At 55.7% G+C, this 12,318-nt stretch carries 13 protein-coding genes and 2 pseudogenes; 14 read left to right on the top strand and 1 reads right to left on the bottom strand.

Annotated features, from left to right (window positions below; all coding sequences use genetic code 11):
- Window positions 1-16: 16 nt before the first annotated feature.
- The 8 genes and pseudogenes from CBE74_RS14800 to CBE74_RS24540 all read left to right on the top strand — a co-directional run bounded on the left by CBE74_RS14800 (window position 17) and on the right by CBE74_RS24540 (window position 5,408).
- Window positions 17-334 (top strand): WXG100 family type VII secretion target, encoded by a 318-nt coding sequence (locus tag CBE74_RS14800; RefSeq protein ID WP_087453414.1) that lies wholly within the window; start codon window positions 17-19, stop codon window positions 332-334.
- Window positions 335-380: 46 nt separating this feature from the next.
- On the top strand, window positions 381-662 hold the full coding sequence (locus CBE74_RS14805; protein WP_087453415.1) for a WXG100 family type VII secretion target: 282 nt from the start codon (window positions 381-383) through the stop codon (window positions 660-662).
- Between the two features lie 350 nt (window positions 663-1,012).
- Window positions 1,013-1,456, top strand: coding sequence for a 50S ribosomal protein L13 (rplM, locus tag CBE74_RS14810; RefSeq protein ID WP_013910839.1), 444 nt, complete (start codon window positions 1,013-1,015; stop codon window positions 1,454-1,456).
- Window positions 1,453-1,986, top strand: a complete 534-nt coding sequence (rpsI, locus tag CBE74_RS14815) for a 30S ribosomal protein S9 (RefSeq protein ID WP_087453416.1) — start codon at window positions 1,453-1,455, stop codon at window positions 1,984-1,986. Before rplM ends, rpsI begins: the two co-directional genes overlap by 4 nt.
- 209 nt (window positions 1,987-2,195) lie before the next feature.
- Window positions 2,196-3,539: a phosphoglucosamine mutase gene (gene glmM / locus CBE74_RS14820; RefSeq protein WP_087453417.1), complete on the top strand. Its 1,344-nt coding sequence runs from the start codon at window positions 2,196-2,198 to the stop codon at window positions 3,537-3,539.
- Window positions 3,540-3,610: 71 nt separating this feature from the next.
- Window positions 3,611-3,913 carry a hypothetical protein gene (locus CBE74_RS14825; RefSeq protein WP_087453418.1) on the top strand — a complete coding sequence of 101 codons (303 nt, stop codon included), beginning with the start codon at window positions 3,611-3,613 and terminating at the stop codon, window positions 3,911-3,913.
- A gap of 34 nt (window positions 3,914-3,947) precedes the next feature.
- Window positions 3,948-5,108, top strand: a pseudogene (locus CBE74_RS24535) (hypothetical protein).
- Window positions 5,102-5,408: pseudogene (locus CBE74_RS24540) on the top strand (hypothetical protein). Before CBE74_RS24535 ends, CBE74_RS24540 begins: the two co-directional pseudogenes overlap by 7 nt.
- 48 nt (window positions 5,409-5,456) lie before the next feature.
- Here the strand turns inward: CBE74_RS24540 and CBE74_RS14835 are convergent.
- Complete coding sequence (locus CBE74_RS14835; RefSeq protein ID WP_087453419.1) at window positions 5,457-6,299, bottom strand: dienelactone hydrolase family protein; 843 nt, start codon at window positions 6,297-6,299, stop codon at window positions 5,457-5,459.
- Window positions 6,300-6,453: 154 nt separating this feature from the next.
- Between CBE74_RS14835 and alr the strand changes: the two genes are divergently transcribed.
- From alr to rimI, 6 genes are all read left to right on the top strand, one after another.
- Window positions 6,454-7,566, top strand: a complete 1,113-nt coding sequence (alr, locus tag CBE74_RS14840) for an alanine racemase (RefSeq protein WP_087453420.1) — start codon at window positions 6,454-6,456, stop codon at window positions 7,564-7,566.
- 162 nt (window positions 7,567-7,728) lie between these two features.
- On the top strand, window positions 7,729-8,223 hold the full coding sequence (gene tsaE / locus CBE74_RS14845) for a tRNA (adenosine(37)-N6)-threonylcarbamoyltransferase complex ATPase subunit type 1 TsaE (protein WP_087453421.1): 495 nt from the start codon (window positions 7,729-7,731) through the stop codon (window positions 8,221-8,223).
- A 540-nt stretch (window positions 8,224-8,763) separates the two neighbouring features.
- Window positions 8,764-10,371, top strand: a complete 1,608-nt coding sequence (locus CBE74_RS14850) for an aspartate:alanine exchanger family transporter (RefSeq protein ID WP_087453422.1) — start codon at window positions 8,764-8,766, stop codon at window positions 10,369-10,371.
- A 186-nt stretch (window positions 10,372-10,557) separates the two neighbouring features.
- Window positions 10,558-11,034, top strand: a complete 477-nt coding sequence (locus CBE74_RS14855) for a hypothetical protein (RefSeq protein WP_087453423.1) — start codon at window positions 10,558-10,560, stop codon at window positions 11,032-11,034.
- 117 nt (window positions 11,035-11,151) lie between these two features.
- Window positions 11,152-11,826, top strand: a complete 675-nt coding sequence (gene tsaB / locus CBE74_RS14860; protein WP_087453424.1) for a tRNA (adenosine(37)-N6)-threonylcarbamoyltransferase complex dimerization subunit type 1 TsaB — start codon at window positions 11,152-11,154, stop codon at window positions 11,824-11,826.
- Window positions 11,827-12,318 (top strand): ribosomal protein S18-alanine N-acetyltransferase, encoded by a 492-nt coding sequence (gene rimI, locus CBE74_RS14865; protein ID WP_087453425.1) that lies wholly within the window; start codon window positions 11,827-11,829, stop codon window positions 12,316-12,318. It begins immediately after the preceding gene.

Here is a 12,318-nt window from a genome sequence, read left to right on the forward strand (position 1 = left end):
TTATGGGGGAGGGATTATGTCCGGTCAGTTTAGAACGGAAGCTGACGTGATGATGGCTACTGCCGGTCGCGTCGATAACACTAATGCCGAGGTGCAATCGGAGCTTGCTCGACTGCGTGAAATCATCGATGGGATCCGGGGTTCTTGGGCAGGGTCTGCTCAGGTAAGTTTTGACAACTTAATGCAGAGGTGGGACGCGTCGGCAGGCAAGCTGCGTATGGCGCTGCAATCTATTTCAGACAACATTCGTAGTAATGCGGCTTCGTTCGATCAAACAGAGACCGATAACAAAGCAGCTTTTGCCTCCGTGGGGGCGCAGGGGCTTGCTCTATAAAACGCTTAGTTATCTGCTGAAACCCTGAAACAAGGAAACGATATACATGATTAAGTATGGATTTGCTGCCATTGAAGGCGCAGCGGGGGATATCCAATCTACGTCGGGCCGGATTAGCTCGTTACTTGAAGACCTCAAGACCGGTATTCGTCCGATGGTAAGCACATGGGAAGGCGATTCCGCTTTGGCATATCAAGAGGCCCAATCCCAATGGGGTCAGGCGGCGTATGAACTCAACGCAATTTTGTCTACGATTTCGCAGACAGTTCGAGCTGGAAATGAGAGAATGAGCGAAGTAAATAGAGCCGCAGCTGCTTCGTGGGGATAGTCCGGTGGAGATAATCCGCGATTAAGCGTCGATGGCGGAGCCCGTAGCTGGTCACAAAGAAAACCAAGGCAGGCTGTGACGAGTAGGGGTTGGAAGAATGGGCGCTTCTCCCCGCCATTGTTGAGCTGGGGGCATACGACACTATGCGACCGTCGTATGCCCCCTTTTTTCTATGACGTAATAAAGTTGTCTAACGCTCACAGTTCGCGTAACGTTAAGCGCCTGTGTGTTCAGAGCTCCGTTAACGCGGTGCAGCAGTCCACGATCGGGTCACCACCGGCCGCCGTTCGTGATTTCCTCTTGAATAACACCTGGCTGGCAGTTCTAGACAGACTTAAAAGGAGTCATCAGTGTCTACTTACCACCCGAAGAGCGGTGACATCACCCGTAAGTGGTACGTCATCGACGCCACTGACGTGGTCTTGGGTCGTCTTGCTACACACGCAGCTGATTTGTTGCGTGGCAAGGGCAAGCCTCAGTTCGCACCGAACGTTGACTGCGGCGATCACGTTATCGTTATCAACGCTGACAAAGTTCACATTTCCTCCAACAAGCGCGAGCGCGAGATGCGCTACCGTCACTCCGGTTACCCGGGTGGTCTGAAGACCATGACGCTGGGACGCTCCCTTGAGGTTCACCCAGAGCGCGTGATCGAGGAATCCATCCGTGGCATGATGCCGCACAACCGTCTTTCCCGTGCTTCTGCAAAGAAGCTTCACGTGTTTGCAGGTTCCGAGCACCCATACGCTGCTCAGAAGCCCGAGACCTACGAGATCAAGCAGGTGGCCCAGTGAGTGATCAGAACGTAACCGAGAACTTCGAGGCAGACGCAGCGAATATCGCCGCAGCAGTTGCAGCTTCTGAAGAGTTCACCAACACCATTGGTGACGTCGTTGCACCTGAGGCTGAGGTCGAGACCGCAGCTCCAGTTCTGCACGAAGGCCCGATCCAGACTGTTGGTCGTCGTAAGCGCGCCATCGTCCGTGTCCGCATGGTTGAGGGCTCCGGCCAGTTCACCTGCAACGGCCGCACCTTGGAGGAGTACTTCCCGAATAAGCTGCACCAGCAGCTGATCAAGGCTCCTCTCGTTCTCATTGATCGCGACGGTCAGTTTGATATCCAGGCTACCCTCACCGGTGGCGGCCCGACCGGCCAGGCGGGTGCATTCCGTTTGGCTATCGCTCGTGCACTCAACGTCTACAACCCGGCAGATCGCGCAGCCCTGAAGAAGGCTGGCTTCCTGACCCGTGACGCACGTGCCGTCGAGCGTAAGAAGGCTGGTCTGCACAAGGCACGTCGTGCCCCGCAGTACTCCAAGCGTTAATCTTTTTTTCGCTGGTTCAAGCCGCTTCACCGTTTGGTGGGGCGGCTTTCGCCGTTTCCGGGTGTCTGCCCCCAGCACCGCGCCCTAGGAGCGCAGCTAGCCATAGATTGAAGTGGCTAAGCAGCCAGTAGGGACGCCACATAAAACGCTGTGCAGTGCTCAGGGAGCCGACTATAAGAACATAATGCTAGGCGTGCATAATAGAACGCATGACTCGACTCTTTGGAACTGATGGTGTCCGCGGCCTTGCCAATAAAAAGCTTACGGCTTCTCTAGCGTTGAAATTGGGGGCTGCAGCTGCCGAGGTATTGACCAAAGATAACCGCAGCACCAGCCGACGCCCGGTCGCTGTGGTGGGACGCGATCCTCGTGTGTCTGGCGAGATGCTGGCGGCAGCGTTGTCCGCCGGGATGGCGAGCCGGGGAGTGGACGTGTTGAGGGTAGGTGTCTTGCCGACCCCAGCAGTTGCGTACCTGACAGATTTTTATGGTGCAGACATGGGCGTTGTCATCTCTGCCAGCCATAATCCTATGCCGGATAACGGCATAAAATTCTTTTCCAAAGGCGGACATAAGCTTCCGGATTCGGTGGAAGACGAGATCGAGACGGTTATGGGGACCATCTCAGATGGTGGCCCCACCGGGCATGGCATCGGTCGCGTTATAGAAGAAGCCGTGGATGCGCAGGAAAGCTACCTGAAACATCTGAAAGGGGCGATCCCGCAATCTCTTGAGGGCATCACAGTAGTAGTGGACTGCGCCAATGGTGCAGCAAGCGAGGTAGCACCGCTGGCTTACTCCGCAGCGGGTGCCAAGGTCATTGCTATCCACAACCATCCCAATGCCTATAACATCAACGATAACTGCGGTTCTACCCACATAGATCAGGTCATCGCAGCAGTGCGGGAGCGTGGCGCGGATCTGGGGCTTGCTCACGACGGCGACGCTGACCGGTGCCTGGCCGTTGATGCAGAGGGCAATGTTGTGGATGGCGATCAGATTATGGCGATTCTCGCGCTTGCGATGAAAGAGAATGGTGAGCTGCGTAAATCCACGCTCGTGGCTACCGTGATGAGCAACCTTGGGCTGCGCCTGGCGATGAAAGAAGCCGGCATCACCCTCATGACTACGCAAGTTGGCGACCGCTATGTCCTTGAAGAGCTCAATGCTGGCGGCTATAGCCTGGGCGGCGAACAATCAGGCCATATCGTGTTGCCAGATCATGGCACGACTGGCGATGGTACGCTGACCGGGTTGGCGCTCATGGCTCGTATGGCTGAGACCGGCCTATCTCTGAAAGTGCTTGCCGAGGCAATGGCAGTTTTGCCACAGGTACTCATTAACGTGCCGGTTTCTGACAAAGCCATAATCAGTGAACATCCAGAAGTGGCGGCGGCACTAGAGCGTGCTACCGACGAACTCGGGGAGACCGGGCGCGTATTGTTGCGCCCCTCAGGCACGGAAGAGCTTTTCCGCGTCATGGTGGAAGCTGCTGAGGAAGAGACGGCGCGTCGAATAGCTGGTGAATTAGCGGCATTGGTGTCAAAAATTTAATAGTTGGAACCGCAGACCCCCTTTCATAGGTCTAAGCCTTATAAGCACGATGACGTTTGGAGGGGGATTTTGTGTTTGATGTGTTCATTGAGCCGACTATCGCAGTGGGGATCATTAAAAAGTTTATTAGGGAACTTGATCACCAAGAGCATAAGCATGGAAAGCCTCCAGAGCTTGAGCCAGAGGCGCTAGGAAAGGCCTTTGCACACCACGGAGAAAAGATTTCTGAGGCGTTGCGGCTGAATCTCCATCGCGGTAACGGAATGCGGCTGCAGCGGCTTCATGCGGGAGCCGCTAAAGCGCTGTCTGATATGCAGAAGCTTATCGACGCCGACCTCACACATTCTGCAAGCCTCAAGTCCAGCGGGGCATAGCAATGGGATTCTTGCGCATATTAGGGGAGGGCTGATGGCTAAACCCGATCTTAGGCAGTATGAACGAGCAATTAACCTGCTGCGAATGGTTTCAGAGGGAACCTATTCTGGGCCAGCGTTGAGCAGCTCAGAGATGGAAAAAGCGGCGTCGAGCACAGAGGGGCTTAACACTAAGGTCCTGCGCGAAGCAGCCGCTGAGTCCGTGGGTAAAACTAACTTTCTGCCAAGAATAAATTATGGTCTGTGCTGTTCAATGTGGTGAAGCAATGTGCTATGACACTCATCGCTAGCGGGATTATGGATCTTGCCTCAACGTGGCTGGGAGGGCTGAGCGGGGCTAAGAATCTCGCAAAGGAGGCTCACCACGCTGGGGACGCTATCGACGACGTCGACGCGCATGCGAATAAGACCATAGCTAGCTACCGTGTTGTCCTAGTTGACCGTGGCCATCGAAAAGCTGGCTGGGCAGATAGCCGCAATAGACAAAAAGGAAGACCCACACGGTTTTCTTTACTGCGTTCAAGCCGGAGCCGACTGCATAGACTCCGCCGCCAAGGTGATAGCCATAACTTGCAAAGACCGGGACAAAGCTATCGAGTCGTGCTACTCGCGGCTGGGGGCGTCGTTAAGCAAAGAATACGGAAGGCAAGACACTCGGGAGGTTGCCGGTGCAGCTAGAGGGCAGGCTATAACGGTGATAGCGCAGGCGGAGTGCATCCTGGCGGGAACCGCGGGGGCTACAGGTACTACATCGGCTGCGGAAGAATGCCCACGGGAGCCAACGGCGCCACAGTCTTTTGTGCAACAGAAAAACGTGGAACAGGCGTTGGACGTAGCGGCACCAGCACCGCATCCTGATCGTGGGGAAAATCATGAGGGGATGTGTGGCGTTTTAGGGGCACTTGGGGTGGGCGTTGCGCTTATAGGACTGAGCTTGCTGGTTGAGGCGGCCTGCGGGTGGCTGGACAGCATTCCTTGTGAAGCGGGTGAAAAGGCGGTTCCAGTGAGAACCGAAGAGCCGGTACCAGAACCTGCGCCACGACCGCAGGTGGAAGAGCCGAAAGTATCGAAGGTGCCTCCGCCTGTTGCGGAAGAACCGAGGGGCGTGGATAAGCAGAAATTTATAGCCAAGCAACAAGAATGTGTGACGCAGGGGAATAAGGGAGTCGGGATTAAGAAAGCCGGGGCATGGTGAACGCTGAAGAGGAATTTCAACGACGCGTTGAGAATGCGGAAAGGCAGCGACAGGTTACTGTCAATAAATTATGCGGAGTTTGCCAAGGAATTTCGCGCAACCGTGGCAAAACGAATGGAAGAATTTGAACGCGAATTGAAGAAGTCGCAGGAGGTTGCGGAGAAAGTCAGACAGCGTGGGGAGACCCGTGCGGCGGAAAAATTCCGGAGTGATCGGATGGATACCGTGAGTTCACCACGGGATCAGGTTCCTCGCCGAGGAAGGCGTGGTCGCGTGAAAAGCGTACTGTGCAGAATATGAAAAGAAGCCTCTTAGATGAGAGGCTTCTTGCATGTACAGAGTGTGGCTTTAGATTGTTTCTGGATCGGCGGAGATAAGAGTACGCTTTTCTAGTGCGTCACCCCAATAAGACGTGATCTTCTTGGATTCTGCCTCAGGTTGGGAGAACGCCGAGTACTTGTTCTCATGCGTAAGGCGGTGGAGCAAGAAGCCGGTGACAAGACCACGGATTTTTTCACGTGAGGCGGCCTTAGAGCGACCCTGGCCGGTGACGAGTTTAAACAGGGTGTCTTCAGTGATCGTGTTATGAGAGGCCCCGTCGATTTCGCGATAAGCGACGTCTCCCTTCCACTGCGCCGCGAGTTTAGCCGCGTTGCCGTAATCGAAGAGCGCGTTGTCTTCAGTCCCCACGATCAGACCGGGTGCCTCGACACCACGAGCCGCCACCTCAGCAGAGGGGGTGGTTTGTGAGGGGTACAGGGCTGCCACTGCAGCCAGCTGTGGTCGGTTGGCTGCCGCCAAAACAGCCGCACCTGCTCCCATTCCATGGCCGACAAATCCGAGGCGGCCAGGAGCTACCGTGATGTTGCCGCTCCCGAGTTTCACCCCGGTGAGGATCTGCAAGCTTGTTTCTATATCCGCAGCAAAACCACGGTGGTTTGGTGAGAAACCCTTTTCCGTGTTCGGTGCTGCTACGACAAAACCCCAGCTGGCAAGATGCCTCAGCGTTGCGTGGTAAACGGGTATATCCTTCAACCAATCGTGGGCAAACACAACGGCGGGAAGTCCGTTGCCCTCAGCCGGAGTGTAGATTTTCCCCGGTAAACCTGCGTAATCGAGGTCGCCAACGAGAACGCGATGCCGGCCGCGCTTGGATAGGGTTGCTAGATGTTTTGAGAATTTATCAGCCACATTGTCCAAGGATAGTGGAAATTAGTACGTGTTATGGGTGAGAAGAGTCGCCAGTAGATTGCGATGAGGCATTTTGGGGGAGCTTGCTGAGAAAATCCCTGAAAAGTAGTGGTCGTTATTCGTGGGGAAAATAACAGTGGCACAATGATTCACCATGAACTTGCTCGAGGCCCGTATCGATTTGGATGCCATCGCACACAACACGCGTCTGATTAAAGACAAAGCTGCGGCACAAGGTGCGCAGTTGATGTGCGTGGTCAAAGCCGATGGGTATAACCATGGCGCGGTGGAAGTAGCCACTGTTATGGAAGACAATGGTGCGGATCAATTTGGCGTAGCGACCATCAGGGAGGCCCTTGCTCTAAGGGAAGGTGGGATAGAATCGTCGATTCTTTCCTGGATTTGGTCGCCGGAGCAAGACCTCGGGGCGGCGATTGATGCAAGAATCGATCTGGCTGCCATCTCGCTTGCGCATGTTAAGGCCTTGGTGCGGGCGTCGGAAAGCTATGGCGAGAAGCCGGTGCGTGTGACCGTGAAAGTAGATACCGGGCTGCACCGCTCTGGCGTGGATAAGCAGGACTGGGAAGAAGCCTTCTGCGCCCTGCGGGATGCGGAGAACATTCAGGTCACGGGGGTGTTCAGCCATTTTTCCAGCGCGGATGAGTCGGATTCCCCTGAGACGGAACAACAAGTGGCGGCTTTTCTTGCGGCGATTGAGCTTGGGCGTTCGCTAGGGTTGGAGCTGCCCGTCAATCACATTGCTAATTCGCCGGCGACGCTGAACCGGCCAGACTTGTATTTTGATATGGTTCGTCCCGGTCTGGCTCTTTACGGACACGAGCCGATTCCGGGGGAAGCTCATGGTTTACGTGAGGCAATGTCCTGGGTTGGACGGGTCACGGTGGTAAAGCCAATCGCCGAGGGGGAGGGGACAAGCTATAATCTCACGTGGCGTGCGGAACACAGCGGGTATCTCTGCGTTGTGCCGGTGGGTTACGCCGATGGTTTGCCGCGCTCGGCGCAGGGCCACTTGGAGGTCACGATTGGTGGTCGACGGTATCCGCAAGTGGGCCGCGTGTGTATGGATCAGATTGTGGTGAGTCTGGGAGAAAATCCCCACGGTGTGGCCCAGGGAGATGAGGCAGTGATCCTCGGGCCCACGGGGATGACGGCAACGGAGCTTGCCACGGCGATGGGGACAATTAACTATGAACTGGTTTGTCGTCCTTGCGGTCGTACCGTGCGAGTGTTTGAGCACAGGGACTGACCCAGCGACTAGTGCGGTGATGAACGCGGCGGAAACGGTGCAATAAAATTGTGATGATAGTGCTGCGGAATCCCCCAAAAACCACCCTAAAACTGGGATTGTGAGCAATATAGGATGAAAAACACGTCGGTTTTCCTAGTTGTCAGAGGAGACACACTAAGTATGAGAGATTCCTTCCCCTCCAGCGGCGAGCGTCGCCTTGAACTGCCTGCCGACACTCAGGCCTTAGCGGAGCAACTGGGCGCCGCTCTGGAAGCCGGAGATGTGCTTATCCTGGACGGCCCTCTTGGCGCCGGCAAGACCACCTTCACCCAAGGTCTAGCCAAAGGATTGCAGGTCAAGGGGCGTATTACCTCGCCTACTTTTGTTATCGCGCGCGAACATAAGTCGCTTGTGGGAGGCCCCGCGCTCATTCACGTTGATGCGTACAGGCTTATCGACGAAACCGCCGGGGCGCCCGACCCCATCGGCGCATTGGACTCGCTGGATTTAGAAACAGAACTCGAAGACGCAGTGGTGGTCGCAGAGTGGGGCGGCGAGCTTGTGGAACAGATTTCTGATTCCTACCTGCGGATATCCATCGACCGCACCACCGCGCATCGGGAAAATACTAAGTCGGAGGCTCGTATCATCCGATGGGAAAAAGTGGTTTCCTAATCGACTCAGCCGTTGTCTAATCTGTGTATCGCAAGCTCAGTGTGGGTATTTCTTTAGGTACGCGGATTTTTCTGGATTCTTAGTGCCGGCGCAGCGGGAGGACCTGACCGGTTGCCATAGCTATGGCAAGGCCGAGGCGACTGGCCGCAGCTGACAAGTAGTGTGACGGAATTGTGTTTTTAGATAACCCATATAAGAATGTTGTCTGTTCACGAGCAGAAACCATGCACATGGAAAGGATCCGAGGCCTGGCAAGGCATGACGGATCCGCGTGAATCCCCGCGCACAAGAACACTGACGTTGCAGGTCAACCCTCTTATGGTTGACCTTTAGGTAACCGCCCTCGCTTTGAGCGACCCCTTGAATTTTTGGCTTCCCCACGATCCCTTAAATTCTTGTGCTGCCTGAAAACTATGTCAGTTGTTGTGCGCGCTGGGGATGAACGCCCGTGGGGAAGTGGTGGGCGTCGTTACGCGTCGACCGCATCCGGCTTCTGCCTGAACACGTCCTTGTACTTTCAGATTGGAGTCTCGAAGCGCCGTGCTCGATTATCTTGCGACGCAACCCCTTATCACTCTGGTCCTCATCCTCGCGTTGGGACTAGCTCTGGGGAAGATCCGCCTATTCGGCATTTCTCTCGGCGCTGCGGCCGTTCTCTTCGTCGCACTCGCCCTTTCTACTATTCATCCAGCTTTGCAGCTGCCTCCGCTGATTTTTCAGCTGGGGCTTGCGATGTTCGTGTATGCCATCGGCTTGAACGCCGGTGCTGCTTTCTTTGCTGAGTTCCGACACCGCGGCTGGAAACTCACGCTGTACGTGATCGGTCTTTTGATGGTGCTGATGGGCATCTCTTACGCGCTTATCACCTCATTCGATCTTGGCTCGCGCGCCGCGGGCGCAGGTATGTTCGCGGGAGCTATTTCTTCTACTCCCGGCATGGCCGCAATGATGGCGATTCTGGAAGGAATCGACGATTCTCTCGTAGCAGAACCCGTGGTGGGGTATTCGTTGGCCTATCCCGGTGCCGTCATTGGGTCCATCTTGGTCGCTGCGATTGGAGCGCGTGCGTTGAAAGTTAACCACGCTAAGGACGCGGAAGAAGAGGGCCTGGTGATGGATCCTCTGGAGTGGACTGGCGTGCGCATCGGCCCGAGGATCACGGGAACTATTGCCCAGCTTCCGTCGATAGCTGGTGAAGAGATCATCGCTACCCGTGTGGTGCATTCCGATAGCTTCCACTCGCTTGCTGCCCCCAGCGACCGACTTTTTGAAGGCATGGTGCTGGTGATTAACGGCACGACTGAGGCATTAGAGCGGGCGATCGCCAAGCTTGGCGCGCCTGTGGACCTAAAAATTGAAGACACCGACCTTGAGTATCTGCGAGTGACGGTTTCTAGCAAGCACGTCGTGGGGCGGAAAATCTCTGAGCTAGATACTGTGCGCTCTGGGTTTATCATCGCTAGGTTGCGTCGCGGCGACGCTGAAGTTGTTCCTGAAGCCGACGATGTTTTGCACTATTCCGATCGCGTACGCGTGATTGCGCCGAAGAATCGGATGAACGAGGTGCGTCGTTTCCTCGGCGATTCGGAGCGACAGCTTGCCGACGTCGACCTGCTTCCCTTCGCCATCGGCTTGTCTTTGGGCCTGCTCGTCGGTGCTATTCCGATTCCGCTGCCCTGCGGGAACACCTTGTCCTTGGGATTCGGCGGCGGGTCGATCGTAGTCGGTTTGATTCTGGGGGCTGTGCACCGCACGGGCCCGATTCATTGGCCGCTGCCGTATCACGCGAACCATACAATCAGTGCTTTTGGTTTGTCGATTTTCCTCGCTGGCGTGGGAACGTCGGCAGGCGTTGGCTTCAGCCATGCCCTGACGGACCCTTCTTCGCTGAAACTTATTGCGGCAGGTTTTGTGGTCACGTTGGCTTCTGCGCTGATTACTGCAGCAGTGTGCATGCCATTGCTCAAGCTGAAGTGGGATGAGGCCATGGGGGTGGCTGCTGGTGTAACCATAAACCCGGCGATTATTTCTTATCTGAACGGGCAGACCGGCACTGAATTGGCCACGCGCGGCTATGCCACGGTGTACCCCACAGCCATGATCGGAAAGATTGTGGCTAGCCAGATGCTTTTGCTTCTGCTGCTCTAGGTACAAGCTTATCGACGCCACCCCGCATCCGTGCACTAACGCAGAGGATACGGGGTGCTGCGTACTCTTAGAGAAAACTCAGTCGGTGCAGCACTCTATGCTCTCGACGTAGTACGGTTTTAGCTCAAGAGGCTTCCATAACGGTTGACCCACCCCTATTGTGCAATCCAGGAGCATTACGAGCCCATGAACAAACTTGCCCGTGGCCTACTTGCCGCTATTATCGTTGCCTTTCTCGTTGTTATCATCGCGATGATCGCCATGGCACATGGCCGGAGCGGGACCACCAACAAAGAAGGCGCTTTGGAAAGCACCCTCCGTAAAATTGGTAGTTCCGGCGTCCACGCCACTGCGCTATCGCTGAGCGACCTCTATGGCCCGGAGTGGGTGGCCGGCGCAATGATCTGCCCCGGTGCTACTGAGCAGAGCATCGCCCAGAACTATGGCATCGATACCACTGACCTACACCTCAACGGTGGCAAAGTCCCCGAGGACGTGAACTACCTCGTGATGGCGAGCGGCGATGGAGACATCCGCTTTGAACAGCTCAACCGTAACCAGGTTGATGTATGTTCCGTCGGCCCACAGGGTGGTTTTGAGACATCCTCCCTGATCCCATTTATCAAGCAAGACGGCGTGTGGAAGATCGGAACCAGCCACTAAAAATTCCTTCATCCGCCAGACCTAGCAGCTCAGGGTGGGCCTGATGTTCGGTTTATTCCGAGAAAGAATTGGGTCCTGATAACAAGCACGCTTAAGAAGCGACTACTCTTCTTAAGCGTGCTTGTTCTTGCTCTGGATACCGCCACCCCTGACCTCATAGTCGGACTCGTCCGAGTTCCCGCCGATACAGCCACCGGGACTGTTATCGCGCAACGGATTTTTACGGACAGCCGGCAGCATAATGAGCTGCTGACTCCTACCGTCGTGGAGATCCTGGAAGAATCAGGACAAAAATTCGCCGATGTTGACCGGATTGTGGTCGGCTGCGGGCCAGGGCCTTTCACCGGACTCCGGGTAGGGATGGTCACCGCGGCAGCCTTTGGTGATGCACTCGGTATTCCCGTGCATGGCGTCTGCACCCATGATGCGATTGCCGCGCAACTGGGCGGGCAAGCCCTCGTTGCCACGGATGCGCGACGCAAGGAGATCTGTTGGTCGCTCTACTCTAAGGGCGTGCGGACGATGGGACCGAGCATTGTTTCTCCGACAGAATTGTCGATTCCTTCCAGAATCTCCACAGTCTCGATCCCGGAAAAGCTAGGGCAGCTTCTTCCCGAATCCGTGGCAGATGTGCCCCAGGTGCATATGCACCCCTTGCCGGAATTCCTCGTCGCTGTAGCCGATTTCTCGGAGACGCCTGAGCCTTTGGAACCGCTGTATTTGCGTCGCCCTGATGCGAAAGAGCCAGAGCCAAAGCCGAGGTCCTCGGCGATCCCGGAGGTAGAACTCTAGATGTTTCTCCGAGAACTAACTGCTGCTGATGCGCCACGATGCGCGGAATTGGAGACGCTGCTTTTTGCAGAGGAAAATCCGTGGTCGGTAGAGGATTTGTGCGTGGCGATGAACCATCCGCACACGCTGTATATTGCGGTTGTGGATTCGCTGGATCACGGCCAGATACTCGGATACGCGGGCTTGGCTATGTTGGGCCCGGCTGATGACCCAGAGTTTGAGATCCATACCATCGGGGTGGATCCTGAGTTTCAGCGTCGTGGGGCGGCTCGTTTGATGATGGACAACATGATGTTTGTGGCGGATCGTGCTGCGGGGCCGGTGTTCCTAGAGGTGCGGACAACCAATGAGCCCGCTATACGTTTGTATGAGTCGTATGGTTTTGAGCGCCAAGGGGTCCGGAAAAACTACTATCAGCCCTCAGGTGCGGATGCCTATGTGATGGTGCGGATGCCATCGGCTGTGGAAAGCAATGAAGAGAGTGAAAAATAA

It is taken from the genome of Corynebacterium silvaticum, assembly GCF_002162115.2.
In the GTDB taxonomy this organism is placed as follows: Bacteria; Actinomycetota; Actinomycetes; order Mycobacteriales; family Mycobacteriaceae; genus Corynebacterium; species Corynebacterium silvaticum.

What these genes read in the sequence shown, in the direction of transcription:
- tsaE (WP_087453421.1), top strand. Translation starts at nt 7,729, where the DNA reads ATGAGAGATTCCTTCCCCTCCAGCGGCGAGCGTCGCCTTGAACTGCCT.
- rimI (WP_087453425.1), top strand. Translation starts at nt 11,827, where the DNA reads ATGTTTCTCCGAGAACTAACTGCTGCTGATGCGCCACGATGCGCGGAA.
- CBE74_RS14805 (WP_087453415.1), top strand. Translation starts at nt 381, where the DNA reads ATGATTAAGTATGGATTTGCTGCCATTGAAGGCGCAGCGGGGGATATC.
- CBE74_RS14855 (WP_087453423.1), top strand. Translation starts at nt 10,558, where the DNA reads ATGAACAAACTTGCCCGTGGCCTACTTGCCGCTATTATCGTTGCCTTT.
- alr (WP_087453420.1), top strand. Translation starts at nt 6,454, where the DNA reads ATGAACTTGCTCGAGGCCCGTATCGATTTGGATGCCATCGCACACAAC.
- glmM (WP_087453417.1), top strand. Translation starts at nt 2,196, where the DNA reads ATGACTCGACTCTTTGGAACTGATGGTGTCCGCGGCCTTGCCAATAAA.
- CBE74_RS14800 (WP_087453414.1), top strand. Translation starts at nt 17, where the DNA reads ATGTCCGGTCAGTTTAGAACGGAAGCTGACGTGATGATGGCTACTGCC.